This window comes from Streptomyces sp. NBC_01788 (genome assembly GCF_035917575.1).
Taxonomy (GTDB): domain Bacteria; phylum Actinomycetota; class Actinomycetes; order Streptomycetales; family Streptomycetaceae; genus Streptomyces.
Genome location: NZ_CP109090.1, coordinates 5700470 through 5727030, shown reverse-complemented (window position 1 = coordinate 5727030; position 26561 = coordinate 5700470). Strand labels below are relative to the sequence as shown.

At 73.6% G+C, this 26561-nt stretch carries 19 protein-coding genes; 9 read left to right on the top strand and 10 right to left on the bottom strand.

Annotated features, from left to right (window positions below; translation table 11 throughout):
* The first annotated feature begins 425 nt into the window (after nt 1-425).
* The 6 genes from OIE49_RS25980 to OIE49_RS25955 all read left to right on the top strand — a co-directional run bounded on the left by OIE49_RS25980 (nt 426) and on the right by OIE49_RS25955 (nt 10085).
* Nucleotides 426-3776, top strand: a complete 3351-nt coding sequence (locus OIE49_RS25980) for an AAA family ATPase (protein WP_326806331.1) — start codon at nt 426-428, stop codon at nt 3774-3776.
* Nucleotides 3777-4087: 311 nt separating this feature from the next.
* Entirely contained in the window at nt 4088-5968 is a 1881-nt protein-coding gene (locus tag OIE49_RS25975; RefSeq protein ID WP_326804364.1) for an ABC transporter substrate-binding protein, read from the top strand.
* A 13-nt stretch (nt 5969-5981) separates the two neighbouring features.
* Nucleotides 5982-7055 carry an ABC transporter permease gene (locus tag OIE49_RS25970; RefSeq protein WP_326804363.1) on the top strand — a complete coding sequence of 358 codons (1074 nt, stop codon included), beginning with the start codon at nt 5982-5984 and terminating at the stop codon, nt 7053-7055.
* Nucleotides 7052-8002 (top strand): ABC transporter permease, encoded by a 951-nt coding sequence (locus tag OIE49_RS25965; protein ID WP_326804362.1) that lies wholly within the window; start codon nt 7052-7054, stop codon nt 8000-8002. Before OIE49_RS25970 ends, OIE49_RS25965 begins: the two co-directional genes overlap by 4 nt.
* Nucleotides 7999-9012 (top strand): ABC transporter ATP-binding protein, encoded by a 1014-nt coding sequence (locus OIE49_RS25960; RefSeq protein WP_326804361.1) that lies wholly within the window; start codon nt 7999-8001, stop codon nt 9010-9012. The genes OIE49_RS25965 and OIE49_RS25960 overlap by 4 nt, the downstream gene beginning before the upstream one ends.
* Entirely contained in the window at nt 9009-10085 is a 1077-nt protein-coding gene (locus OIE49_RS25955) for an ABC transporter ATP-binding protein (protein ID WP_326804360.1), read from the top strand. Before OIE49_RS25960 ends, OIE49_RS25955 begins: the two co-directional genes overlap by 4 nt.
* Nucleotides 10086-10300: 215 nt before the next feature.
* Here OIE49_RS25955 and OIE49_RS25950 read toward each other — a convergent pair whose 3' ends face one another.
* The 9 genes from OIE49_RS25950 to rimP all read right to left on the bottom strand — a co-directional run bounded on the left by OIE49_RS25950 (nt 10301) and on the right by rimP (nt 22400).
* On the bottom strand, nt 10301-11257 hold the full coding sequence (locus OIE49_RS25950; protein WP_326804359.1) for a bifunctional riboflavin kinase/FAD synthetase: 957 nt from the start codon (nt 11255-11257) through the stop codon (nt 10301-10303).
* A gap of 144 nt (nt 11258-11401) precedes the next feature.
* A complete protein-coding gene (locus OIE49_RS25945; protein ID WP_442812311.1) occupies nt 11402-15034 on the bottom strand; it encodes a trypsin-like peptidase domain-containing protein in 3633 nt (1210 codons plus the stop codon).
* 252 nt (nt 15035-15286) lie between these two features.
* Entirely contained in the window at nt 15287-16192 is a 906-nt protein-coding gene (gene truB, locus OIE49_RS25940; protein ID WP_326804357.1) for a tRNA pseudouridine(55) synthase TruB, read from the bottom strand.
* Nucleotides 16189-16641, bottom strand: a complete 453-nt coding sequence (gene rbfA, locus OIE49_RS25935; protein WP_100571645.1) for a 30S ribosome-binding factor RbfA — start codon at nt 16639-16641, stop codon at nt 16189-16191. The genes truB and rbfA overlap by 4 nt, the downstream gene beginning before the upstream one ends.
* 63 nt (nt 16642-16704) lie before the next feature.
* Nucleotides 16705-16998, bottom strand: a complete 294-nt coding sequence (locus tag OIE49_RS25930) for a DUF503 domain-containing protein (protein ID WP_100571646.1) — start codon at nt 16996-16998, stop codon at nt 16705-16707.
* A gap of 226 nt (nt 16999-17224) precedes the next feature.
* A complete protein-coding gene (gene infB / locus OIE49_RS25925) occupies nt 17225-20293 on the bottom strand; it encodes a translation initiation factor IF-2 (protein ID WP_326804356.1) in 3069 nt (1022 codons plus the stop codon).
* 164 nt (nt 20294-20457) lie between these two features.
* Entirely contained in the window at nt 20458-20742 is a 285-nt protein-coding gene (locus OIE49_RS25920) for a YlxR family protein (protein ID WP_100571648.1), read from the bottom strand.
* A gap of 159 nt (nt 20743-20901) precedes the next feature.
* Nucleotides 20902-21900 carry a transcription termination factor NusA gene (gene nusA / locus OIE49_RS25915; protein ID WP_326804355.1) on the bottom strand — a complete coding sequence of 333 codons (999 nt, stop codon included), beginning with the start codon at nt 21898-21900 and terminating at the stop codon, nt 20902-20904.
* Nucleotides 21901-21902: 2 nt separating this feature from the next.
* Nucleotides 21903-22400: a ribosome maturation factor RimP gene (rimP, locus tag OIE49_RS25910; protein ID WP_100571650.1), complete on the bottom strand. Its 498-nt coding sequence runs from the start codon at nt 22398-22400 to the stop codon at nt 21903-21905.
* A gap of 207 nt (nt 22401-22607) precedes the next feature.
* Here rimP and OIE49_RS25905 point away from each other — a divergent pair, with 207 nt between their 5' ends.
* The 3 genes from OIE49_RS25905 (at nt 22608) to OIE49_RS25895 (ending at nt 24756) form a co-directional block, all read left to right on the top strand.
* The gene (locus OIE49_RS25905) at nt 22608-23216 is read left to right on the top strand and encodes a hypothetical protein (protein ID WP_326804354.1); all 609 of its coding nucleotides are present in this window, start codon (nt 22608-22610) and stop codon (nt 23214-23216) included.
* Nucleotides 23213-23689, top strand: a complete 477-nt coding sequence (locus OIE49_RS25900; protein WP_326804353.1) for a ferritin-like domain-containing protein — start codon at nt 23213-23215, stop codon at nt 23687-23689. The genes OIE49_RS25905 and OIE49_RS25900 overlap by 4 nt, the downstream gene beginning before the upstream one ends.
* Nucleotides 23690-23841: 152 nt before the next feature.
* Complete coding sequence (locus tag OIE49_RS25895; protein WP_326804352.1) at nt 23842-24756, top strand: aminoglycoside phosphotransferase family protein; 915 nt, start codon at nt 23842-23844, stop codon at nt 24754-24756.
* A 101-nt stretch (nt 24757-24857) separates the two neighbouring features.
* Here the strand turns inward: OIE49_RS25895 and OIE49_RS25890 are convergent, their stop codons facing one another.
* Nucleotides 24858-26558, bottom strand: coding sequence for a proline--tRNA ligase (locus tag OIE49_RS25890; RefSeq protein WP_326804351.1), 1701 nt, complete (start codon nt 26556-26558; stop codon nt 24858-24860).
* Nucleotides 26559-26561 lie beyond the last annotated feature (3 nt).

Here is a 26561-nt window from a genome sequence, read left to right as displayed (position 1 = left end):
CGGTTCCGCCGAGGGCTCCGGCTGTGCCGGGCGGTCCCGGACGGCCCGCCGCTCCGAGCGGTCCGGTGCCCGGGCTGACTCCGCCGCCGCACGCCACGGCGACGCCGGGGGCGCCCTTCACACCTCCTCCGCCGACGCCGGGGGCGCCGTTCACGCCGCCGGCTCCCGCGCCGGGGGTGTCCCTCACCCCGCCCGCGCCTGCACCGGGGGCGCCGTCCACTCCGCCTCCGGCCACGCCTGGCGCGCCTTTCACGCCGCCGGCTCCCGCACCAGGAGCGTCGTTCACTCCACCCGCTCCCGCGCCGGGGGCTCCCTTCTCTCCGCCTCCGCCCGCGCCTTCGCCGGGGGCGCCGTTCACGCCGCCGGCTCCCGCGCCGGGGGCACCCTTCACGCCTCCCCCGCCGGGGGTGGGGGGCCCGGTCGCCGTGCCGAAGCTGCCGCTGGGTGGCGGGTTCGAGCCGCAGCAGGCGGCGGATTCGCCGGAGGAGGATCCGGCCGGTGCCGCGTCTCCGACGGCGGTGCCGCACATTCCTGTGGGCGGGTCGCCCTCGGTCACGGGTGCCGGGGCCGGTGACCTTGAGAGCGGTGCCACCATGCGGATCTCCGCCGTCGCCGTGCGGCGGGAGGCGGCGCAGGCGTCCGACGAGCAGGGCGAGGCGCCCGGCTCCGAGGACGGGGAGGACGAGTTGGCCGCGGTGGCGGACACGGACTCTCAGGCCGAGACCGGTGCCGGTGCCGCAGCTGATGAGGCCGACGAGGCGGCCGACGAGGCGGAGGGGTCCGGGGAGACCGGGCCGGCCGACGTGGCCGGGCCTCGGGACGGCTCCGACACAGCGGAGGATGTGGCTGAGGACGTCGACTCGGGCGACGTGGACGCGGTCCCGGCGGACTCCGGTGCCGAGTCCGCCGACGTTGAGGCCGAGGAGGACCAGGTAGCGGAGCAGACGTCCGCCGAATCCTCGGATGCCGAGGAGGCGGAGAAGACGGAGGAGACGGAGTCGCACGCGGAGGCGGCGGCGGATGCCTCGGTGTCCGACACCGAGGTGACGGACGACGCACCCGAGGAATCCGCTGCCGGGGCCTCCGAGCCCGTCCCCGCCGAACCCGAGGACGCCGCTCCGGAAGACTCGACGCCCGCCGCCGAACCGCAGGACGCTGCCCCGCAGGACTCGGAGCCGCAGGACGCCGTTCCGCAGGAGCGGGAGGAGCCGGAGTCCGAGCCCCAGGACGCCGTTCCGCAGGACGTCGTTGTTCAGGCCCCGGCATCCCCCGACACGGCGTCCCAGGAGGCCATCCCGGCAGCGGCCGCCGAGGCTTCGCAGGGCGCGCCCGCCGCCTGGGCTCCGCCGCCGGTCCCGCAGGGTCCGGTGCCGCCCCTGCCGCCGTCGTACCAGCCCGCGGTGCCCCCGTCGGCGGCTCAGTGGCCCAGCGAGCCGCAGCCGACGGCCCCGCAGGGGCAGCCGCACGAGTCGGCCCAGCAACCGCCCTTCCAGCCGCAGGCACCTCAGCCCGCCCCCGCTGCCTGGACTCCGCCCGCCGTACCGTCACCGCCGCCCCCGGCGTCCGCTCCAGCCGCCCCGCAGCAGGGCTACGGCTTCCCACACCCCGGCACCCCCGGCCCCCAGCAACCGCTGGCCGCCCCCACCGAACCCCCGGCCGACCCCCAGGCCGGATACGGCTTCCCCCAGCCCGGCACCCCCGGCGCCCAGCCCTCGCCCGGCGGCCAACCGCCGACCAGCCCCACCGCACCTCCCGCCAACCCGCAAGCCGGATACGGCTTCCCCGGTCCCGGCATTCCCGGCGCCCAGCCGCCGGCAACCGCCCCCGCCGTGCCCCCGGTCGGCCCCCAGGCCGGATATGGCTTCCCCCAGGCCGGCGCCCCGGGCGCGCAGGCCTCGTCGGCAGGCCGGCCTCCGACAGGCCCGGCCACTCCCCAAGCCGGATACGGCTTCCCCGGCGCCCAGCAGCCGCCCACGCAGCAACCGGCAACCGCCGCCACCCCGGACCCGGCCAACGCCCAGCCCGGTTACGGCTTCCCGCAGCCCGGCACCCCGGGTGCACAGCCCGCGCCCGGGAGCCGGCCGCCGACCGCCCCCGCCGCGGCCCCCGCCAATCCCCAGGCCGGATACGGGTTCCCCCAGCCCGGCACCTCCGGTGCGCAGCCCCCCGCCGCGGGCCGGCCGCCGGTTACTGGCCCGGTGGGTGCGGAGCAGCCGGGCGGATACGGATTCCCGCAGGGCCGGGGCCCGGCCGCCGCCCCCGGTGTCCCCAACCCACCCGTGCGGCGCGGCGGAGCTCAGGCTCAGCCGCCGGCTCCCCAGCAGCAGCCCGTCGACCCTCGTCTCGGGGCCAGTTGGCCGCAGCCCATACAGCACGACCAGCGCCAGCCGATCAACCCCGGTGCGGCACCGCTCGGTTACACGGCGGCCGTGGAGCTGTCCTCCGACCGGCTGCTCAACAACAAGAAGCAGAAGGCCCGCAGCACTCGGCCCGCCGGTCCCGGAGCACGGTTCCGGATCGGCGGGAAGAAGGAGGAGGCCGAGCGGCAGCGGAAGCTGAGCCTGATCCGTACGCCGGTGCTGTCCTGCTACCGCATCGCGGTCATCAGCCTCAAGGGCGGCGTCGGCAAGACGACCACCACCACCGCGCTCGGCTCCACGCTCGCCACCGAACGGCAGGACAAGATCCTCGCCATCGACGCCAACCCGGACGCCGGCACGCTCGGCCGCCGGGTGCGCCGGGAGACCGGGGCCACCATCCGTGACCTCGTCCAGGCGATCCCGTACATCAACTCCTACATGGACATCAGGCGGTTCACGTCCCAGGCGCCCTCGGGTCTCGAGATCATCGCCAACGACGTCGACCCGGCTGTATCCACGACGTTCAACGACGAGGACTACCGGCGCGCGATCGACGTGCTCGGCAAGCAGTACCCGATCATCCTGACCGACTCCGGTACGGGTCTGCTCTACAGCGCCATGCGCGGTGTGCTCGACCTCGCCGATCAGCTCATCATCATCTCCACGCCGTCCGTGGACGGTGCCAGCAGTGCCAGTACGACGCTGGACTGGCTGTCGGCGCACGGGTACGCCGACCTCGTCTCCCGTTCCCTCACCGTGATCTCCGGGGTGCGCGAGACCGGCAAGATGATCAAGGTGGACGACATCGTCGCGCACTTCGAGACCCGTTGCCGGGGTGTCGTCGTGGTGCCCTTCGACGAGCATCTGTCCGCCGGTGCCGAGGTCGACCTCGACATGATGCGGCCGAAGGTGCGGGAGGCGTACTTCAACCTCGCGGCGATGGTCGCGGAGGACTTCGTACGGCACCAGCAGGCGCACGGGCTGTGGACCTCCGACGGCAACCCGCCGCCGGTCGCGGCCCCGCCCATGCCGGGCCAGCCGTACCCCGGACAGCCGGTTCCCGGACAACCCCATCCGGGCCAGCCATACCCCGGACAGCCGTACCCCGGACAGCCCGCCCCTGGCCAGGCGTACCCCGGACCGCCGGTCCCGGGCCAACCCGCCCCCGGTCAGCCGCTTCCGGGCCAGTTCGCTCCCCAGCCGCCCGGCCAGCCTGGGCAACCCGGCCAGCCCGGACAGCCCGGCCCCGCTCAGCCGCACCCGGCCCAACCGCAGCCCTACCCCGGCCACCAGCCAGGACAGCCGGACCACCCCGCTCAGCCGGGCCAGGCCGGCCAGCCCTACCCCCAGACCCCGCAGCAGCCGGGGCAACCCAACCCGCCTTACCCGCAGACCCCTCCCCCGCCCCACCAGTAGCTCCACCCCCTCCGGGCCCGCGCCGTTCCCACGGCGCGGGACTTCGCGTGTTCGCAGTCAGAACCGGTCGGATTCCGCCGCCACGCCCTCACCAGGGAGGCTTCAGTGGTCTCCACCAATGGGAGCAAGATCGCGCTCAAGTCGTTATTTCCGCAGGCCACATGGGGTTTGACGCACCGTTGACGCGCGCAGACTGCCGCTGATAGACACTCACTTCATTCCGCCGGCGCCACCCGATCAAGCCCGTTCAAGCCAGCCCGGCAGGAGGCGCAAACCGTCTTCTGCGAGCGACGACGCGAGGTCACCGAGCCATGAAGACACACGATCAGCACGGCAGAGGACGTACCGGCCCCCGGTTGAAGGGAACACGGCTCCTCGCCGCGGGCGCCGCCGCCCTCGTCCTCACGGCCGGGCTCGCGACCCCCCTCGCTCCGGCCGCGCCGCAGGCCCACGCCGCGGAGAGCGCGCAGGGCAAGAAGGGCAAGAAGGTCCTCACGGTCGCCGTCGCGCAGAGCGTCGACTCGCTCAGTCCCTTCCTCGCGGGACGTCTGCTCAGCACGAGCGTCCACCGGCTGATGTACGAGTACCTGACCAACTACGACCCCAAGGACGCCCACGTCGTCCCGGCCCTGGCCACCAAGTGGGAGCCGTCGCCGGACAAGCTGACCTGGACGTACACGATCCGCTCGAACTCCAAGTGGTCGGACGGGCAGCAGGCCACCGCCGAGGACGCGGCGTGGACGCTCAACAAGATGATGACCGACGAGGGCGCTGCCACCGCCAACGGCAACTTCGTCACCAACTTCGCCGAGGTCACCGCGCCCAGCCCCACCCAGCTCGTGATCCGGCTGAAGAAGCCGCAGGCCACGATGACCGCGCTCGACGTGCCGATCGTGCCCAAGCACATCTGGGAGAAGGTCGACGACTTCTCGAAGTTCAACAACGACAAGAGCTTCCCGATCGTCGGCAACGGGCCGTTCGTCCTGACCGACTACAAGCCCGACAGCTACGTGCGGCTGGAGGCCAACGAGAGCTTCTGGCGAGGCGCGCCGAAGTTCGACGAGCTGGTCTTCCGGTACTACAAGGACCAGGACGCCGCCGTCGCCGCGCTGCGCAAGGGCGAGGTCTCCTTCGTGGCGGGCTCGCCGGCGCTGACACCCGCTCAGGCCGCCTCACTCAAGGGCGCACAGAACATCCACGTCAACGAGGGCCCCGGCCGCCGCTTCTACGCCCTCGCCACCAACCCGGGCGCCCGGGCCAGGAACGGCAAGAAGTTCGGTGACGGTGACCCGTCCCTGCTGGACGAGCGGGTGCGGCACGCGCTGTTCATGGCGGTGGACCGGCAGACCATCGTGGACAAGGTCTTCCAGGGCCACGCGGAGCAGGGCCAGGGCTACATCCCGCCGCGCTACGAGTCGTACTTCTGGAAGCCGTCGGCGGACCAGGAGCTGGCGTACGACCCGGCGAAGGCCGGCCGGCTCCTCGACGAGGCGGGCTACAAGGAGAACGCGGACGGCAAACGCGTCGGCAAGGACGGCAAGCCGCTGAACTACCGCGTGCTGTGCCACGCCACCGACCCCAACGACAAGGCGGTCGGCAAGTACCTCCAGGAGTGGTGGGGCAAGCTCGGCATCGGGGTCGAGCTCAACTGCCTGGACAACGTGACCGATCCGTGGCTCGCGGGCAAGTACGACCTCGCCTTCGACGGCTGGTCCGTCAACCCGGACCCCGACTACGTGCTCTCCATCCACACCTGCGCCGCGCTCCCGGCGACCCCGAAGGACACCGACGCCACCGACGACTTCATCTGCGACAAGAAGTACGACGAGCTGTACGCCCAGCAGTTGGCGGAGTACGACCCCGCCAAGCGGGCGGACCTGGTCAAGCAGATGGAGTCGCGGCTGTACGACCTCGGGTACATGAACGTCATGGCCTATCCGAACGCCGTCGAGGCCTACCGCACGGACCAGATCGAGTCGATCACGACCATGCCGTCCAAGGCGGGCAACATCTACGGCCAGGACGGCTACTGGAGCTGGTGGTCGGCCGTTCCGGCGAATTCCGACGATTCCTCGGGCGGTTCCACGTCGACGGGCGTCATCATCGCGGTCGTCGCCGGCGTCGTCGTCCTCGGCGGCCTCGCGGCGCTCTTCGCGGTGCGCCGCCGGGCAACAGCAGAAGACCGCGAATAGGCAGTGAGCGCACATGACCGCTGAAGCGACACCCGCGCTGGTCGAAGGGCCCGCCGCCGATCCGGGGAAGTCCGGACCGGCGGCGGGCCGCGGCCCCCGGGCGCGGACCGGTACCGCCTATCTGCGGTACGCGGCGGGCAAGCTGGCCGGTGCGGCCGTGTCCCTGCTCGCCGTCCTCGTCACCAGTTTCTTCCTCTTCCGGCTGATCCCGGGCGACCCGGTGAAGTTCATGACCGCCGGCCGGCCGGTCTCCGCGCAGCAGCTCGCCGCCTACCGGCGGGAGTTCGGGCTCGACCTGCCGATGTGGCGGCAGTTCACGGACTACTGCGGCAAGGCGCTGACCGGGGACCTGGGAACCTCGTACCAGTTCCGCACACCGGTCATCGAAAAGATCACCGAGGCGCTGCCGAACACCCTGCTGCTGACCGGTACGGCCTTCGTGCTCTACACCGCCCTCGGAGTTCTCCTCGGCACCCGCTCCGCCTGGCGGCACGGAAAGCTCGGCGACCGCGTCAACACGGGGCTGGCGCTGACGCTCTACTCGATTCCCGCGTTCTGGCTGGGGCTGCTGCTCATCATCGTGCTCTCGGTCGGCGTGGGCCCGGTCCCGGGCCTGTTCCCGACCGGGGGCATGGAGTCGGGCGGCAAGGAGGGCTTCGCGTACGCCGTCGACGTCGCCCACCACCTCGTGCTGCCGGTGGTGACACTGGTCGCGGTCGAGTACGGGCAGACGTTGCTGGTCACGCGGTCGGCGCTGCTGGACGAGATGGGCAGCGACTATCTGACGACCGCGCGTGCCAAGGGACTTCGCGACGACCTCGTACGACGGCGGCACGCCGTGCCGAACGCGCTGCTGCCGACCGTGACGCTGATCTTCGTCAATCTGGGGCGGACGGTCGCGGGAGTGATCCTCGTCGAGACCGTGTTCTCCTGGCCAGGTCTGGGCGGACTGTTCTACCAGGCGCTGAGCGTGCCCGATCTGCCGCTGGTGCAGGGGCTGTTCTTCGTCTTCGCCGCGGCGGTGATCCTGATGAACACCCTTGCCGACGTCCTGTATCCGCTGCTCGACCCGAGGGTGGGACGATGACCGCCGACACCACCGCGACCACCGGCCCGGACCGGGCACCCGACCCCGATCCCGGCCCCGGCCCGCGCGCGCTCGCCAGGCAGCGCCGCCGGGCCTCGGTCGTCCGCTTCTGGAGGCAGTACCGGACTCACCGGGCGGGCCTGGTGGGGCTCGCCGCCCTCGTGCTGTGCGCGCTGGTGGCGCTGACCGCGCCGCTGACCGTCGGAGCGGACGTGCAGAGCGTGACCGACGCGCCCGGCAGGCCGCTGGAGAGTCCGAGCGCCCACTTCCCGCTGGGCACCGACCAGTTCGGGAGGAACCTGTTGGGCCTTCTGATCTGGGGCTCGCGCGTCTCGCTGCTGGTCGGGCTGCTCGCCGCCGTGCTGTCGGTGGCGATCGGCGCGGTCATCGGCATCACCGCCGGGCACTTCCGCGGCTGGTACGCCACGGTGATCATGCGGGTCACCGACTGGTTCCTGGTGATGCCGACGCTGGTGCTCGCCATCGCGCTGGCCACCGTCATGTCCCGCTCGCTGGGCACGATCATCCTGGCGATCGGCGTCACCACCTGGCCGACCACCGCCCGGCTGGTGCGGGCGCAGACGCTGGCGGTGGAGTCGCGGCCGTACATCGAGCGGGCCAAGGCGCTCGGCGGCGGCCACTGGCACGTGATGTCCCGGCATGTGCTGCCCAACGTCATGCCGCTGGTGCTCGCGCAGACCACCCTGATCATCTCCTCGGCGATCCTGGCGGAGGCGACGCTCGCCTTCCTCGGGCTCGGCGACCCGACGCTCGTCTCCTGGGGCGGGCTGCTCCAGGACGCGCGCGAGGCCGGCGCGGTCAGCTCCGGCGACTGGTGGTACCTGGTGCCGCCGGGCATCGCCATCGCGGTCGTCGCGCTGGCGTTCACCCTGTGCGGGCGGGCCGTCGAGGCCGTTCTCAACCCCAGGCTGGGGGTGTCCCGTTGAGTCTCCTCGAAGTGCGCGACCTGGAAGTGACGTACGCGTCGGGGGCGGCCGCCGTGCGCGGGGTGGACCTCACGCTCGCCGCCGGCGAGAAGCTCGGCATCGCGGGCGAGTCCGGCTGCGGCAAGTCCACACTGGCGCTGGCGCTGCTGCGGCTGCTGCCGGCCGGGACCCGGGTCGGCGGCGAGATCCTGCTCGACGGCGAGGACGTGCTGGCCATGAAGTGGGGCCGGGTGCGGGCGGTCCGCTGGGCGGGGGCGTCGATCGTCTTCCAGGGCGCGATGCACTCGCTCAACGCCGTGCACCGTGTCGGCGACCAGATCGCCGAGCCGATCCTGCTGCACCGCAAGGCGACGCCGGCCGGCGCGCGGAAGAAGACCGGTGAACTGCTGGAGCAGGTGGGGCTGCCCGCCGCGCGGGCCGGCGCCTACCCGCACGAGCTGTCCGGCGGCCAGCGTCAGCGCGTGATGATCGCGATGGCGCTGGCCTGCGACCCTCGGCTGGTCGTCGCCGACGAGCCCACCACCGCACTCGACGTGATGATCCAGGCGCAGATCCTGCGCCTGATCGAACGGCTCGTGAGCGAGCAGGACCTGGGCCTGCTCATGATCAGCCATGACCTCGCGGTACTGGCCGACACCTGCGACCGGCTCGCGGTCATGTACGCGGGCCGCGTGGTGGAGGAGGGCCCGGCCCGGCAGGTCTACGAGGACGCCCGGCATCCCTACGGCAAGGCCCTGTCGGACGCCTTCCCGCGGATCGGCGACCCGGCGTCCCGCTTCGCTCCGCGCGGTCTGGCGGGCGACCCGCCGGACCCGTCCGCCGTTCCCTCAGGCTGCGCCTTCCACCCGCGCTGCCCGGTCGCCCTCGACCTGTGCGGCACCCAGGACCAGTTCCTGAGGGAGGCCGGTCCGCGACGGCGGGCGGCCTGCGTCCACGTGGACGCGGAGGCGGAGGCGGGGACGCCGGAAGCGGAGACCACGGAGGACGACGTGAGGAGCGGCACGCCATGACCACATCCGCGCTGCTGAGCGTCGAAGGGCTGCGGGTCGTGTTCCCCGGTCGGCACGGCGGGCCCGCGGCCCGCGCCGTGGACGGGGTCGACCTCGACATCCGGCGCGGCGAGATCGTGGCGCTGGTCGGCGAGTCGGGCTGCGGCAAGACGACCCTGGCCCGCTCCCTGCTCGGTCTGGTGCCGCCGACCGCGGGCCGCGTCACGTTCGACGGTGCCCCGCTCGACTACTCCTCCCGCGCGCTGAAGGCGTACCGCAAGCGGGCCCAACTGGTGCTCCAGGACCCGAACGGCTCGCTCAACCCCCGGCACACGGTGTACGACGCCGTGGCCGAGGGGCTGCGCGTCCACGGATACCGCGGGGACGAGCGGGCGGCCGTCGCCGGGGCCCTGGCACGGGCGGGGCTGCGACCGCCCGAGCGTTTCTTCCTGCGCTACCCGCACGAGCTGTCCGGCGGTCAGCGCCAGCGCGTGGTCATCGCGGGCGCCCTGGTCCTGGAGCCGGAACTCCTCGTCGCCGACGAGCCGGTGGCCTCCCTGGACGCCTCGGTGCGCGGCGAGATCCTCGCCCTGTTGCTGCGGCTGCGCGCCGAACTCGGCCTGTCCGCGCTGGTGGTGACGCACGACCTGGGGCTGGCCTGGAACATCGCCGACCGGGTCGCGGTGATGTACCTCGGCCGGATCGTGGAGACCGGTGAGGTGGAGCAGGTCCTGACCGCTCCCCGGCACCCCTACACCCGGGCCCTGTTGTCCGTCCTGCCCGAGGCGCCCGGAGAACCGGTCGTCCTGACCGCTGAGCCCCCGGACCCGTCCCGGATCCCCTCCGGCTGCCGCTTCCACGTCCGTTGCCAGGTCCTGGCGGACGGCGACGCGGAACGGGCGGGCGTGGCGGACGCGTGCCGCGGCCGGGACCTGGAGATTCTGCGCGGAGGCGGGGAAGCGCAGGTGGCGTGCCATTGGGCGCGCGCCGTGACCGTGCCCGGGGAAGAGACCGGGCCACAGGCGGTGACAGAGGCACAGACGGAGGCGGGCGCGGAGGCACAGACGGAGGCGGGCGCCGAGACAGAGGCGTAGGCCGGTCGCCGGTCGCCGGTCGCCGGTCGCCGGTCGCCGGTCGCCGGTCGCCGGTCGCCGGTCGCCGGTCGCCGGTCGCCGGTCGCCGGTCGCCGGTCGCCGGTCGCCGGTCGCCGGTCGCCGGTCGCCGGTCGCCGGTCGCCGGTCGCCGGTCGCCGGTCGCCGGTCGCCGGTCGCCGGTGAGGTTACCGGCGGCTGAGCGACCCGGGGTCCGGCTACGCCGTCTTCGCGTCCTGTGCGACGATCCGCCGGCACTTCTCGACGTCCTCGGCCAGCGTCTCCAGGAAGGCCTCCAGCGAGTCGAACTTGGCCTGGCCGCGGACGAAGTCCAGGAAGTCGACGCCGACGTGCAGTCCGTACAGGTCAAGGCCCACCCGGTCGATGGCGTACGCCTCCACCGTGCGCTCGGTGCCGTCGAACTGCGGGTTCGTGCCCACGGAGATCGCGGCGGGCATCACCTCGCCCTGGGCGTGCAGATAGCCGGCGTAGACGCCGTCGGCGGGGATCGCGGTGTGCGGGAGGGTCTCGACGTTGGCCGTGGGGAAGCCCAGTTCGCGGCCGCGCTGGGCACCGCGGACCACGACGCCCTCCACCCGGTGCGGGCGGCCCAGGATCTCCCCGGCGCCCCGGACGTCGCCCTCGGCGACCAGGCGGCGGGTCAGGGTCGAGGAGAACGGCTCGCCGCCGCCCGCCTCTCCGGTGACGTACAGGTCGACGACCTCGACCTCGAAGTCGTAGGTCTTGCCCTGGTCGGCCAGGAACTCGACGTTGCCTGCGGCCTTGTGCCCGAAGCGGAAGTTGGGGCCCTCGACGACCGCTTTGGCGTGCAGCTTGTCGACCAGCACCTTGACGACGAAGTCCGCCGGGGACAGCTTCGAGAACTCGGCGGTGAAGGGCAGCACGAGGACCGCGTCCACGCCCAGCCCGGCCATCAGCTCGGCCCGGCGGTGGTGGGGGGCGAGCAGCGGCGGGTGGCTGCCGGGGCGCACGACCTCGCTGGGGTGCGGGTCGAAGGTGACGACGACGGCAGGGACGCCCAGGTCGCGGGCGCGGTCCACGGCGTGCTCGATGATCAGCTGGTGTCCGCGGTGGACTCCGTCGTAGGAGCCGATGGTGACGACGCTGCGCCCCCAGTCCTGGGGGATGTCCTCCAAGCCACGCCAGCGCTGCACTGTGACCGCTCCTCGTCGAACCCGTGTCCGTGTTGTTTCGGGTTGTCCTAGTTGTTTCCTGCTGCTTGTCCGCAGGTCTAAGGGTGCCATGCCCGGCGGTCACCGCCCGCACCGGCATGGGCGGCTGTGATCCGGCGCACGTCGTCAGACGGGGACGGGTACGCCCGCCGTGTTCTCGATCGTCCGGCGGGCGCCGGGACCCACCACCACGGCCCAGTCCCGTGGGGCGTCGGTCAGCCAGCAGGCCACGCGGGCGGCGAAGCCGGGCACGTCCCGGCCCAGCTCCACCAGGCTCCGGTCGAACAGGGCCGCGCCGTCGGGGGTGCGGACGAGGAGCAGTCCGACGCGGTGGACCAGGCCGCGGAGGTCCTCCTCGGCGGTGGAGGCGGCGGCGCGCAGCACCGCGTCCAGGACGGCCGGGGCGTCCTCGTGGGCCAGGAGGAAGTCCAGCAGCTCCCGGCGCAGCGGGCGGGAGGCGGGGGCGCCGGGGGTTGCGAGGACGCGGGCCAGCGCGCGGCGCAGCCGCTCGCGGCTGTCGTGGGCCCGGTCGCCGGCGCCCCCGCCCTCGACGCCTCTTCCGGCGTCGTCGCCGTCGAGGAGGCCTGCGACCAGGGGGAACAGCACCGATCGGGCGGCGGGGTCGTCGTCCAGGCGCTGGTCGACGTACGCCGCCACCGGCCCGGCGCCCTCCGGATGCCGTGTCACCGCCTCGCGGACCACGACGGCGACCCGGCGGGCGAGCGCGGGCGTGGCGGCCTCGCCCAGCGCGCGCAGGGCCTCACCGATGCCGGTGCCGGACCCGGTGCCGCTGTCGCCGCCGCTGCGGCGCCCGTCGGCGGTGTCCCGGCGCAGGCACGCGCCGATGGCGGCGAGGACGGCCTCGGGGTGGGTGGTCAGGGCGGGCGTCAGCGCGCTCGGCGGCAGGTGCCGGTCGCCCGCCGCGAAGTGCCGCAGTGCCCGCGGCAGATGGCGGGCGCGGGTGTGCGGATCCCGGACGAGAAGGGCGAGCGCGCCGCCGTGCAGCGCGGTGTCGGCGGGGCGGTCGAGCAGGGCGAGGGCGGCCTGGCACAGCAGTTCGCGGTCGGCCTCGGTGCGCGCCCGGGGCGCGGTGCGCAGGCCGTGGGCCAGGGCCTGCGTCCTCAGCGCGGGACGGTCGTCGTGCGCCCACCGGGCCACCGCCCGGCACAGCGCGGACGGCTCCTCCTCGGCGAGCACGGCCAGCAGTTCCTCGGCGCGTGGGTGGGCGCACCCGGCCAGCGTGTCGGTGAGGTCGTCCAGGGCGCGGGCGCGGTGGGTGTGGAGCAGGGCCTGGGCGGCCGTGGCCACGGTGGCCTGCGGCGCGGCGGGCAGCGGGCGCTCGTCGTCGAACCAGCGGGTGAGGTGCCGTTGCACGGCGGCGGGGTCGGCGGTGAGCAGGCGCGCGACGGCGTCCAGGTAGCGGGACGGGCGGCGGGACCCGCCTCGTGCGTCCCGCGGTGCGCCGTCGGCGAGGAGGAGGCGTCTGAGCAGGTCGCAGCGGTCGGCGTCGGACAGGTGCAGAGCGGTCCAGAAACCCGGTCCGAAGCCGGGCGGCACGGGCAGGTCGCACTGCTGCCACACCACGATCCGCTCGGCGAGCAGCCGCAGCACGCGGAGGTACGGTGTCGCGTCCGCCACGCGCAGCAGTGCGCCGGCGAGCAGCCGCGACGCCCACCAGCAGTGCGGGTCGGTGTCGAGGGCGCACAGCAACTCCTCGAGCCGGACGGCCAGTCGGCGGGAGCCGTGCTGGCGGGCCAGGAGAAGCAGGGCGTGGACGACGGGGCCGACGCGGTGGTGCGGAACGGGCTGCGGGGGCCGTGGCTCGCCGGGTGTGTGCCGGCGGTGGACCAGGACGCGCAGGGCCTCGTCCAGGTCGAGGTGGGTGCCCTGGACCCAGTCGGCGACCTCCTCGTGCGCGAAGCGGTAGCCGCTGCCCACCGGGACGAGCAGTCCCTCGGTGAGGACGGCCGCCGCCCAGCCGGTGCCGCCGCCGAGGCGGGCCGGGGCGGGTCCCCGGGGGAACAGCTCCTCGAACGCCGCCGGGGCCAGTTCCCCCGGGCCGAGGCTGCGGCGGGCGGCCTCGTGCACCTGGCCGGAGACCTTCGCCGCCAGGCGCCGTACGGCGGTGCCGCGCAGCCCGTTCTCCGCGGCGAGGCGGACGGCGATGCGCAGGCACATCAGGTCCAGGTGGGCCGCGAGGACGTCGTCACGGTCGAGCGGGGGGTGGCCGGCGGCGTCGGGGAGGGCGGCGCGCACCTCCGACAGGAGCCTGAGGGTGAGCGGGTGGCGGGCGGCGGCGTCCACCAGCGCGCCGTCCGGGATGCCGTGACGGGCGCGGGCCTCGTGGGCCTCGGCGGGGGTGAGGCCGCCGAGGGGCAGACAGGGCGGCAGGTGGCCGGTGGCGCCGTCCGGGCCGGCCGGCGCCGTGACCGGGGTGTGGAGCAGGTCCGCCGGGAAGCACGCTCCGGCCGCCTCCCAGTACGCCTCCCGGCAGGCCACCACCAGCCGCGCCCCCGTGCCGCGCAGCCACTGCGCGGTTTGCTCGGTCCACTCGGGGAGCCGGTCGGCCAGGGCGGGCGGCATCTCCTCGGGGCCGTCGAGGAGGAGCAGGAGGGGGCGGCCATGGGCGTGGGCGAGGCGGGCGACGCGTTCAGGGGTGAGGTCGGTGCGCTCGGTGGGCAGGGGCGCCCGGGCGGCCGCGACGATCCGGGCCGCCCGGTCCAGTGCCCGGCCCACCGCGTCCGCGACTGAGGCGTCGGTGCCCAGCAGATCGGCCCCGCGCAGCCACAGGGTGGGCGCGGGCGAGCCGCCGCGGGCACGGTGGCCGGCCAGCGCCGCGAGCTGAGTCGTACGGCCGCTTCCGGATTCCCCGACGAGCCCGAGCACGGCGGCCGGGCTGTCACCGAACGCTGCCAGCTCCCGCGCCACCTCGGCACGTTCGACCGGCCCGGCGGGCGCCCCGGGCCCGCCCGCCCGCGGGGGAGGGGACGGCAGGGCTCCGGCGGGGCCGTCCTGGGCCAGGGAGGTGGCCGTGAGTTCGAGGACCGCGGCCAGGTTCAGGTCGGGGCCGTAGGCGGAGACCGTGGCCTCGTTGCGGGTGAGGAGGTCGGCGAGGGGGCCCTCGCCGGTTCGGCGCAGCGGTACCGCGAAGCCGGCGTCGCCGCGACCGGAGTGCAGTGCCGTGCCGAGGACGGCGACCACCGCGCCGGTCTCCGCGTCGAGGACCGGCCCCCCGGCGGCCCCGCCGCCCGGCCGGAGCGCCTCGCGGCCCGCCGTGCCGATCGCCAGCTCCGTGACGCCGTCGAGGAGATGGAACCGGTCCGTGGCCGTGTACGTCACCGTGGCCGCGCCGAGCACCCGTGCCTCGCGCCAGTGGTCGGCCGCGATCCGGACGTAGGTGCCGCTGCGGACGCCGTCGCGCACGGTGACGGGAAGCGGCTCCACGCCGAGGCCCTCGGTGCGGAGCAGGGCCAGGTTCAGGGCGGGCAGCGCGGTGATCGCGTCGGCCGTCACCACGCGGGAGCGCTCGCCCGGGCCGGGGGCGTCCAGGATGAGCTGGGGCAGTCCGTCGACCGCCTCGTGGCTGGTGATCAGCGTGCCCCGGTGGTCGGCCGCGAAGCCGGTGCCGCGGGGCCGTCCCGCCAGGTCGCGGATGCGGACCAGGGAGCGCTCCAGAACGTGGTCCCGCGATTCCACCACGCGCTCCGGTCCCTGTGGTCCCCGCGCCTGTGTGGATTCATGGAGGTCCCGCCCCGCCATGCCCGAACCTCCCCGCCCGTACCGCCGTGCCTGCCTCGACCGTAGGCCGCGGATGATCAGCGGAACAGGCCGAGCGGCGAACGCGCCCCCCTGCACTCCCCCCGTTCACTCCGAGCGCCCGCGCAGCCGGGTGAATGGAACCGGGCCGCTGGACAAAGCTCATGGGTGGGGGAACCGAGGGGGGACGGAACCGTGGAGCGGCGGATGGGGAACACCCCGTGTTCGCCGCTCCACGGTCACCGCCGGGCGCGGTCAGGCGAAGACAGCCAGGCTCTTGGCCTTGCCCCGCTGCTCCTCCACGAGCGCGAGGAGGCGGCCGTCGGGGCCGTAGACGGCGACGGCACCGGCGCCCGCGTACGCGTCGGGCACCTCCAGCCGTACGCCGTTCATGAGGAGCCGCGCGCGCCGGGCGTCGACGTCCCAGCGGGGGAACGCCGCCGCGGCCGCCTCGGCGATCGGCATCACGGTCAGTTCCTGCTGGAGCTGTTCCAGCGTCCTGGCGGAGTCCAGCTTGTAGGGGCCGACCCGGGTGCGGCGCAGCGCGGTGAGGTGGCCGCCGACGCCGAGGTCGGCGCCCAGGTCGCGGGCGAGGGCCCGGATGTAGGTGCCGGAGGAGCAGACCACGGACACCACCAGGTCGAGCACGGGGGTGCCGTCGTCGGCGACGGCGTCGCGGACGTCGTACACGGCGAAGGAGGAGACCGTCACCGGCCGGGCCGGGATCTCGAACTCCTCGCCCTCCCGTGCCCGCTTGTACGACCGCACGCCGTTGATCTTGATAGCGCTGACCTTGGACGGCACCTGCATGATGTCGCCGGTCAGCTTGGCGACGGCGGCGTCGACGGCGTCCCGGGTCACCTTGGAGGCGTCCGTGGAGGAGGTGATCTCGCCCTCGGCGTCGTCGGTGACCGTGTTCTGGCCGAGCCGGACGGTGCCGACGTACTCCTTCTCGGTCAGCGCGAGATGGCCGAGGAGCTTGGTGGCCTTCTCCACGCCGAGCACGAGCACACCGGTCGCCATGGGGTCGAGGGTGCCCGCGTGGCCGACCCGCCGGGTCCTGGCGATGCCGCGCATCTTGGCCACGACGTCGTGCGAAGTGAAGCCCGACGGCTTGTCGACGATGACGAGGCCGTCGGGCGGGGTGGGCTTGCTGGTCATGCGGTGGTGTCGTCCGTCCCGTCGTCGGACCCCGGCTTCTTGTACGGGTCCGCCTCACCGGCGTACGAGGCACCGGAGGACGTCTCGCGCACCTTCTCGTCGGAGGCACGGGCCTTGTCGAGGAGGTCCTCGATGTTGCGGGCGGTGTCCGGCAGGGCGTCCGCGACGAAGGCGAGGGTCGGGGTGAACTTCACCCCGGCCGCCCGGCCGACCTCGGAGCGCAGGATGCCCTTGGCGCTCTCCAGGCCGGCGGCCGCCGCCTTCCGCTCCTCGTCGTCCCCGTAGACGGTGTAGAAGACCGTCGCCTCCCGCAGGTCGCCCGTGACCCGGGTGTCCGTGATGGTGACGTGCGAGCCGAGCCGCGGGTCCTTGATCCCGCGCTGCAGCTTCTGGGCCACCACCTCTCGGATGAGGTCCGCCAGCCTTTTCGCCCGCGCGTTGTCGGCCACTGGTCCGTCTCCCGTTCTTTCTTCTTCTGCTGGTGCGGTGTGGATGGTGCGGTGGGGCGCGGTCTAGTCGTCCTCGCCGTGGAAGCGGCGTCTGACGGACAGCAGCTCCACCTCGGGACGGCCGGCGACCAGCCGTTCGCACCGGTCCAGCACGTCGGTCAGGTGCGTCGCGTCGCCGGAGACCGCGGCGAGACCGATGACGGCCCGCCGGTGGAGGTTCGTGTGGTCCACCTCCGCCGCGCTCACCGCGTACTTGCGCTGGAGCTCGGCGACGATGGGGCGGACGACGGAACGCTTCTCCTTCAGCGAGTGGACGTCGCCGAGGAGCAGGTCGAAGGACAGAGTCCCCACGTACATGTGTGTGCCCGGGTTGCCCGCCGGTACGGGTTCGATGGTCCTGCCTTCTCGGTGGGCAGGGACATCAAGAACGGTACCGCGAACCCCGCCGGTGACTCGACGGGGTTTTCCGCGGCCCGGGTGGGACGGGTTTTCCCGCCGGCCCCGGGCGCGGCTCGCGGCCCTGGACACGGCCGTGCCGGCCGACGGGAGTGGTCCCGCCGGCCGGCACGGGGTGTCTGCGGCGTTACGCCCGCGGCTTCTCGCGGAGCTCGTACGTCGCGATGACGTCGTCGATCTTGATGTCGTTGAAGTTTCCGAGGTTGATACCACCCTCGTAGCCTTCGCGGATCTCGGTGACGTCGTCCTTGAAGCGGCGCAGACCCTCGATGTTGAGGTTCTCCGCGATGACCTTGCCGTCGCGGAGCAGGCGCGCCTTGGTGTTGCGCTTGACCTCGCCGGACCGGATGAGCACACCGGCGATGTTGCCCAGCTTGGACGAACGGAAGACCTCGCGGATCTCCGCCGTGCCGAGCTCGACCTCCTCGTACTCCGGCTTGAGCATGCCCTTGAGGGCCGCCTCGATCTCCTCGATCGCCTGGTAGATGACCGAGTAGTACCGGACGTCCACACCCTCGCGCTCGGCCATCTGCGCGGCACGCCCTGCGGCGCGCACGTTGTAGCCGATCACGATGGCGTCGGAGCCCATGGCCAGGTCGATGTCCGACTCCGTGACCGCACCCACACCGCGGTGCAGGACGCGGATGTCGACCTCTTCGCCGACGTCGAGCTGGAGCAGCGAGGACTCGAGAGCCTCGACCGCACCGGACGCGTCGCCCTTGATGATGAGGTTGAGCTGCTGGACCTCGCCGGCCTTGAGCACCTTGTCCAGGTCCTCGAGCGAGACGCGGCGGACGCGCTTGGCGAACGCGGCGTTGCGCTCACGGGCGGCGCGCTTCTCCGCGATCTGACGGGCCGTACGGTCCTCGTCCACCACGATGAAGTTGTCGCCCGCACCCGGGACGTTGGTCAGACCCAGGACCTGCACCGGCGTCGACGGACCGGCCTCGGCCACGTTGTTGCCGTTGTCGTCGAGCATCGCCCGGACGCGGCCGTACGCGTCGCCGACCACCATGGTGTCGCCGACCCGCAGCGTGCCTCGCTGGACGAGCACCGTCGCCACGGCACCGCGGCCGCGGTCGAGGCGGGACTCGATCGCGATGCCCTGCGCGTCCTGCTGCGGGTTGGCCCGCAGGTCGAGCGAGGCGTCGGCGGTCAGGACGACCGCTTCCAGCAGCGAGTCGATGTGCAGACCCTGCTTGGCGGAGATGTCGACGAACATCGTGTCGCCGCCGTACTCCTCGGCCACCAGGCCGTACTCGGTCAGCTGACCGCGCACCTTGGTCGGGTCGGCGCCCTCGACGTCGATCTTGTTGACCGCAACCACGATCGGCACGTCGGCCGCCTTGGCGTGGTTGAGCGCCTCGACCGTCTGCGGCATGACGCCGTCGTTGGCCGCGACGACCAGGATGGCGATGTCCGTCGACCGGGCACCGCGGGCACGCATGGCGGTGAACGCCTCGTGACCCGGGGTGTCGATGAAGGTGATCGCGCGGTCCTCGCCGTTGACCTCGGTCGCGACCTGGTAGGCACCGATGTGCTGGGTGATGCCGCCGGCCTCGCCCGCGATGACGTTCGTCTTGCGGATGGCGTCGAGCAGTCGGGTCTTTCCGTGGTCGACGTGACCCATGACGGTGACGACCGGCGGGCGGACGACCAGGTCCTCCTCGCCGCCCTCGTCCTCGCCGAACTCCAGGTCGAAGGACTCGAGCAGCTCGCGGTCCTCCTCCTCGGGGCTGACGATCTGAACCGTGTAGTTCATCTCGCCGGCGAGGAGCTGGAGCGTCTCGTCGGACACGGACTGCGTGGCCGTGACCATCTCGCCCAGGTTCATCATGACCGCGACGAGCGACGCCGGGTTGGCGTTGATCTTCTCGGCGAAGTCGGTGAGCGACGCACCGCGCGACAGGCGAATGGTCTCGCCGTTGCCGCGAGGCAGCATCACGCCGCCGACCGACGGGGCCTGCATGGCCTCGTACTCCTGGCGCCTCTGCCGCTTCGACTTGCGGCCACGGCGCGCGGGACCGCCGGGACGGCCGAAGGCGCCCTGCGTGCCACCACGGCCACCGGGACCACCCGGACGGCCGCCGAAGCCGGGACGGCCACCGCCGCCACCGGCGAAGCCGCCGCCACCGCCGGGACGACCGGCGAAGCCGCCGCCACCACCGGGACGACCGGCACCGCCGCCGCCACCGCCGGGACGACCGGCGAAGCCGCCGCCACCACCGGGACGACCGGCACCGCCGGGACGACCCGCACCACCCGGACCACGACCGCCGCCTCCGGGGCCGGGACGCGGGCCGGCAGCGGGACGCTGCGGCATCATGCCGGGGTTCGGACGCGGACCGCCGGGACGCGGACCGCCCTGCGGACGGGGCATCGAGCCCGGGGTCGGGCGGGGACCGCCCGGAGCCTGCGGACGCGGACCGCCGCCCTGGGCACCGGGGCCCTGCGGACGGGGACCGGCGCCGGGGGCACCGGGGCCGCCGGGACGCGCGCCCTGCGGACGCGGCGCCTGCGGACGCGCCATGCCGGTGGAGCCACCGGACGTGAAGGGGTTGTTGCCCGGACGCGGACCGGCCGGACGACCGCCCGGACGCGCACCCTGGCCACCGGGACGCGCGGCACCCTGGCCGGGACGCGAACCCTGGCCCTGGCCCTGACCCTGACCCTGGCCGGGACGGCCACCGGGCTTGGGGGCACCGGGACGGGCACCACCGGGCTTCGGCGCGGCCGGAGCCGGAGCCGACGGCGGAGCGGTGAACTCCGGCGTGGTGGGCGCGGCCGGAGCCGGACGCGGCGCGGGCTTGGGACCCGGCACCGGACGCGGGCCGGGAGTCGGCGCGGACGCCGACGGGACCGCGGGCTGCGCCGGGGCGGGCCTGGGCGCGGCCGCCGGCTTGGGCGCGGCGGGACGCTCGCCCGCCGGCTTGGCGGCACGAGAGGGACCCCCGGCCTGCGCCGGCGAGGGCGCGGCGGGCCTGGGGGCGGCCTTCTTCGGGGCACCCGGCTTCGCGGCGGACCTGCCGCTGCCGTTGCCCTGCTGGAAGGCGTCAGTCAGTTTGCGTACTACGGGCGCCTCGATCGTCGAGGACGCCGATCGGACGAATTCACCGAGTTCCTGGAGCTTGGCCATGACGACCTTGCTCTCCACACCGAACTCCTTGGCGAGTTCGTATACCCGGACCTTAGCCACTTCGCTCCTTTGAGGTCCGGGTTGCGGCCGGACCGTCGCTAGTTCATGGGCGTACTCATCGCGTACTCATCGAGTGCTCATCGCAATCTCGACCTGCTTTCGACTCGCGAGGTACCAGGCCGCACGGGGACTTCCGTACGACACGTTTTCCTTGCCGTGTTGCCTCAGCAGCAACCTTGTGCCTGCTCGACGTACCGGCGCAACGCCATTACGTCGAGCGGTCCCGGGACGCGGAGCGCCCGGGGAAACGCCCGGCGGCGCACCGCCTGGTCGAGACAGACCGGGGCGGGGTGTACATACGCACCCCGGCCGGGCAGCGTACCGCGAGGATCGGGGACGCATTCACCCTCGACCACCACGGTCCGCAACAGTTCGATCTTGGCCGCTCGCTCCCGGCATCCCACACAGGTACGCTCAGGGCATGCGCGGGCACGCGTCCGGCCAGACACAGCTCAGTCTACCTCCCCGCACCGACCTCACCCCCGCGGGGCAGAGATCGAACGGCTGTTGTCGTATTCCAAGCGACCTGCGGCTCGGATCCATTCCCTCCGTACGGGTGAACTGCCCCGCGCGTCCGGGTGAACTCGTCCGCGGTCGCGCCAGGACGGCTACTCGGGTGCCCGCTCGGACGACTGCTCGGTGTCCGGGCGGATGTCGATCCGCCAACCGGTGAGCCGGGCCGCCAGCCGGGCGTTCTGGCCCTCCTTGCCGATCGCCAGCGAGAGCTGGTAGTCCGGCACGGTGACGCGGGCCGAGCGGGCGGCCAGGTCCACGACGTCCACCTTGGAGACACGGGCCGGCGACAGCGCGTTGGCCACCATCTCGGCCGGGTCGTCCGACCAGTCGACGATGTCGATCTTCTCGCCGTTCAGCTCGCCCATCACGTTGCGCACCCGGCCGCCCATGGGGCCGATGCAGGCGCCCTTGGCATTCAGACCCGAACGGGTGGACCGTACGGCGATCTTGGTGCGGTGACCGGCCTCACGGGCGATCGCGGCGATCTCCACGGAGCCGTCGGCGATCTCCGGGACCTCCAGGGCGAAGAGCTTCTTCACCAGGTTCGGGTGCGTACGGGACAGCGTCACCGAGGGGCCGCGGACGCCCTTGGCGACCCGGACCACGTACGACCGCAGCCGCATGCCGTGCGGGTAGGTCTCGCCCGGGACCTGCTCCTGCACCGGCAGGATGGCCTCCAGCTTGCCGATGTCCACCAGCACGTTCTTCGGGTCGCGGCCCTGCTGGACCACCCCGGTGACGATGTCGCCCTCGCGGCCGGCGTACTCGCCGAGCGTCGCGTCGTCCTCGGCGTCGCGCAGCCGCTGCAGGATGACCTGCTTGGCGGTGGTGGCGGCGATACGGCCGAAGCCGGACGGGGTGTCGTCGAACTCGCGGGGCTCCTGGCCCTCCTCGAGGTCCTGGGGGTCCTCCTTCGCCCACACCGTCACATGCCCGGTCTGCCGGTCGAGCTCCACGCGCGCGTGGCGGCGGCTTCCCTCGGTGCGGTGGTAGGCGATGAGGAGGGCCGACTCGATCGCCTCGACCAGCAGGTCGAAGGAGATCTCCTTCTCTCGTACCAAGCCCCGCAGGGCACTCATGTCGATGTCCACGGCTACGCCTCCTCTTCCTTCTGGTCCTTGCGGTTGAACTCGACCTGCACCCGCGCCCTGACGACGTCCGGGAAGCCGAGCCTGCGGGTCGTGGGCCTGCGCCCCTTCACTCCGGGCACTTCGAGATCGAGTCCTTCGTCGTCGACCTCGAGGATCCTGGCCACCAGCTCGCCGTCGTCGGCCAGCTGGAACTTCGCCAGCCGGCCCGTGGCGCGCACGTAGTGCCGGTGTTCCGTGAGGAGGCGCTCCGCGCCCGGGGTGCCGACCTCGAGGGTGTACTCGCCCTCGCCCATCGCGTCCGTCTCGTCCAGCCTCGCCGAGAGCGCACGGCTCACATCGGCGATCCGGTCCAGGTCGGCCCCGGTGTCGGAGTCGACGACGACGCGCAGCACACGCTTGCGTCCTACGGAGTCCACGGCGATCTCTTCGAGATCCAGGCCCTGGGAGGTGACGAGCGGTTCCAGCAGTTCCCGCAGCCTCTCGCTCTGGGTGGTGCTCATCCGGGTGACTCCTCGGCCGCGTGTGCTGTTGTGGGTTGGTCGCGTGTCTGGTCAAAGGGTATCCGGTCCGCAGGGGTGTTGCCGTCCACCTGGGCAGCGGCGGTGCCGCTGAGTGAAGGGTGCGCGGGGCGCGGGTACCGTGATCACGGGCGAGCCGCCCCTGCCCCTCCCGTCCATTTCGTTCGTACGCACCCGAGGACGTCTGCCGTGCCGTTCCCCTCATCTCCGCGCGTCCTGACAGGCCCGCGCAGAAGGAGCCTGCTCGCCTCGGCCGCGGGGGCCGCCCTGCTCGTGGGCTGCTCCACCGGTTCCGACTCCGGCGGTGCGGGCGAGTCCCCGTCACCCGACGAGCGGGTACGCGCGCGTGCGGCACGTGACAGCGAGGAGCTGGCGCGGCGGTACGACGCGGTGATGGCCGCCTATCCGGCGCTGGCGGAGCGGCTGCGGCCGCTGCGCGCGCAGGTCGCGGCGCACGTGGAGGCGTTCGGCGGCACGGCGAAGGCGTCGCCCGGCGCGACGGCGCCGACCGCGCCGCCATCGGGCTCGACCGCAGCGCCGACGGGCTCGGCGACGCCCGAGGACTCAGGCTCGCCCGACGGGTCGCGGGCACCGGCGGGAGCCGAGGCCTCCGGCTCTCCCGCCGCCCAGCAGACCGCGAAGTCCGCCCTGGCCGGGCTCGCCGCGGCCGAGCGTTCCCTGTCCGACCGGCGCACCGCCGTCCTGATCCAGGTGCCCGGCGAACTGGCCCGCCTGCTCGCCTCGGTGGCGGCGGCCGGGGCCGCCCACGCGTATCTCCTGACGGAAGGTGACAAGTGAGCCAGGTGACGGACCGGCGACGGCGCGAGGCCCTGCAGGCGGCGCTCGCCGCCGAGCACGCGGCCGTGTACGGGTACGGCGTCGTCGGAGGCCGGATCGGCGAGGGCCGGCAGGCCGAGGCGCGGTCGGCGTACGACGCCCATCGGGCGCGGCGGGACGCCCTGGTGCGCGAGGTGCGGGACCTGGGCGGGCAGCCGGTGGCCGCGGCGGCCGCCTACGCACTGCCGTTTCCGGTGCCGGACTCGGCGGCGGCGGTACGGTTCGCCGCCGAGCTGGAGGAACGCGTGGCCGGGGTGTACTCCGACCTGGTCCGGGCGAGCGGGGGCGAGCGGCGCCGGGAGGCCGCCGGGGCGCTGCGCGAGGCGGCGGTCCGGGCGGTGCGCTGGCGCGGGGAGAGCGTAGCCTTCCCTGGTCTCGCCGAACGGGCCGGCGCGGCGGGCACGCCCACGGCCTCGACGTCACCGACGCCGTAGGGATCCCGCCGGCGGGCGCGGACGGGAGGAACGGAGCGGCACAGGAGGCGCCCACGGCGCACGGCGGCAGACGCACGGCGACCGCGAGGACTGCCGGGAACGCTGAGAACGCTGAGAACGCGTCCAGGAAGTCAGGAAGGAACGACTCGCGCATGGCTTTCGAACCGCCGCGGCGTCTGGTGCGGGCGCTGGGTGAGACCGCGCCGGACGGGGACGACTGGCTGGAGAAGCTGCCCGGACTGGCGCGGCAGGCCGTGGAACTGCGCGAACTGACCGTCGAGCGGGTGCAGATGCCCGGCGGACGCAGCAGCCTCGTCGTGCTGGTGCGGACGGCGGACGGGACGCCGGCCGTGCTGAAGCTGGCCCCTGCCCGGGCCCGTCCGGCGAGCGAGCGGGCCGCGCTCGCGCACTGGGGCGGGCGGGGCGCCGTGCAGCTGCTGGAGGAGGCTCCGGCCGGTCGGGTTCCGGGCGAGGGCGTGCTGCTGCTGGAGCGGCTGCACCCGGAGGTGTCGGTGCGGTCACTGCCGGAGGCGAGGGCGCTGCTGGAGGCGGCGGGCACGCTGCGGCGGCTGTGGGTCGAGCCGCCCGCGGGGCATTCCTTCGAGACGGTCGAGGAGCGGACCGGGCGGCAGGCCGAGGCGATGCGGGCGGGCGCGGAGGCCGACGCGGAGGTCGCGCCGCTGGTCGAGGCGGCGCTCACGGCCCGTACGGGACTGCTGGCCGCGCCGCCCGAACGGCGGTTGCTGCACGGCACGTTCCGGCAGAGCAAGGTGCTCGCCGGGGACCGGATGCCGTGGCTGGCCGTGGGCCCGGACCCGGTGGTCGGCGAGGTCGCCTTCGACCTGGCGCGGCTGGTCCGGGACCGGGTGGAGGACCTGATCGCCTCGCCGTCCGGCGCCGCCACCACCCGGCGCCGCATCAAGCGGCTGGCGGAGTCCCTGGAGGTCGACCGCGACCGCCTGCGCGGCTGGACCCTCTTCCGAGCCGTGGAATCCGGCGCCCGCGCCCGCCGTGTGGGCCGCCCGAAGGACGCGGAACTCCTCCTGGAATTCGCCACCTGGCTCTGACCGGCGTCTGCGTCCGGCCGGAGGAGGATCGGTGGGCGCGGAGCCCGGTGCGGCAAGCCGTGTCCTGCGGCCTGCGCACCCGGCCCCGCGTGCCCGTGCCGCTACGCCGTGAGGCGGGTGAGGGCTTCCTCGATCGAAAGCTCCTCGCGCTCGCCGGTGCGGCGGTCCTTCAGTTCGACGACGCCCTCGGCCGCGCGGCGGCCGACGACCAGGATCTGCGGGACGCCGATGAGCTCGGAGTCGGTGAACTTCACGCCCGGGGAGACACCGGCCCGGTCGTCGACCAGGACACGGACGCCCGCCGCGGCGAGCTTCTGGGAGACCTCCAGAGCGACCTCGGTCTGCAGGGCCTTGCCGGCGGCGACCACGTGCACGTCGGCCGGGGCGACCTCCTTGGCCCAGATCAGGCCCTTGTCGTCGGCGTGCTGCTCGGCGAGGGCCGCGACCGCGCGGGACACGCCGATGCCGTAGGAGCCCATGGTGACGCGGACCGGCTTGCCGTTCTGGCCGAGGACGTCGAGCTTGAGGGCGTCGGCGTACTTGCGGCCGAGCTGGAAGATGTGGCCGATCTCGATGGCCCGGTCCAGCTTGAGGCCGGTGCCGCACTTCGGGCAGGGGTCGCCGTCCTGCACGACCACGACGTCGACGTACTCGTCGACCTCGAAGTCACGGCCGGCGACCACGTTCTTCGCGTGCGTGTGCTCCTTGTTGGCGCCGGTGATCCAGGCCGTTCCGGGCGCCACGCGCGGGTCGGCGATGTACTTCGCCTTGCCCAGGCCCTGGGGACCGACGTAGCCGCGGACCAGGTCGGGCCGGCCCACGAAGTCCTCGGCGGTGACCAGTTCGACGGCGGCCGGGGCGAAGTGCGCCTCGACCTTGCCCAGGTCCACCTCGCGGTCGCCGGGGACGCCGACGGCGACGATCTCCCCGTCGACCTTGACGAGCAGGTTCTTCAGCGTGGCGGAGGCCGGCACGCCGAGGGAGGCGGCGAGGGTCTCGATGGTCGGGGTGTCCGGGGTGGGGATCTCCTCGGCCGCGGGCACGGCGGAGCCGTCCACCGGCACCAGCTCGTACTCGATCGCCTCGGTGTTGGCGGCGAAGTCGCAGTTCGGGCAGTCGGCGAAGGTGTCCTCGCCCGCGGCGGCCGGGGCGAGGAACTCCTCGGACTTGGAGCCGCCCATCGCGCCTGCGGTCGCGGCGCAGATCCGGTAGTCCAGGCCGAGGCGGTCGAAGATCCGCTGGTAGGCCTGACGGTGCAGGGCGTAGGACTCGGCGAGGCCCTCGTCGGCGAGGTCGAAGGAGTAGGAGTCCTTCATCAGGAACTCACGCCCGCGCAGGATGCCCGCGCGGGGCCGGGCCTCGTCGCGGAACTTGGTCTGGATCTGGTAGAGGATGACCGGCAGGTCCTTGTAGGAGGTCGCCTGGTCCTTCACCATCAGCGTGAAGATCTCCTCGTGGGTCGGACCGAGGAGGTAGTCGCCGCCCTTGCGGTCCTTCAGGCGGAACAGCTCGGCGCCGTACTCGTCCCAGCGGCCGGTGGCCTCGTACGGCTCGCGGGGCAGCAGCGCGGGCAGCAGCACCTCCTGGGCGCCGATGGCGTCCATCTCCTCGCGGACGATCCGCTCCACGTTGGCGAGGACCTTCTTGCCGAGCGGCAGCCAGGTCCAGATCCCGGCGGCGGTGCGCCGTACGTAACCCGCGCGGACCAGCAGCTTGTGGCTCAGGACCTCGGCGTCCGCCGGGTCGTCGCGCAGCGTCTTCGCCAACAACTGGGACATGCGCTGGACCGGTGCGTTGGCCATGGT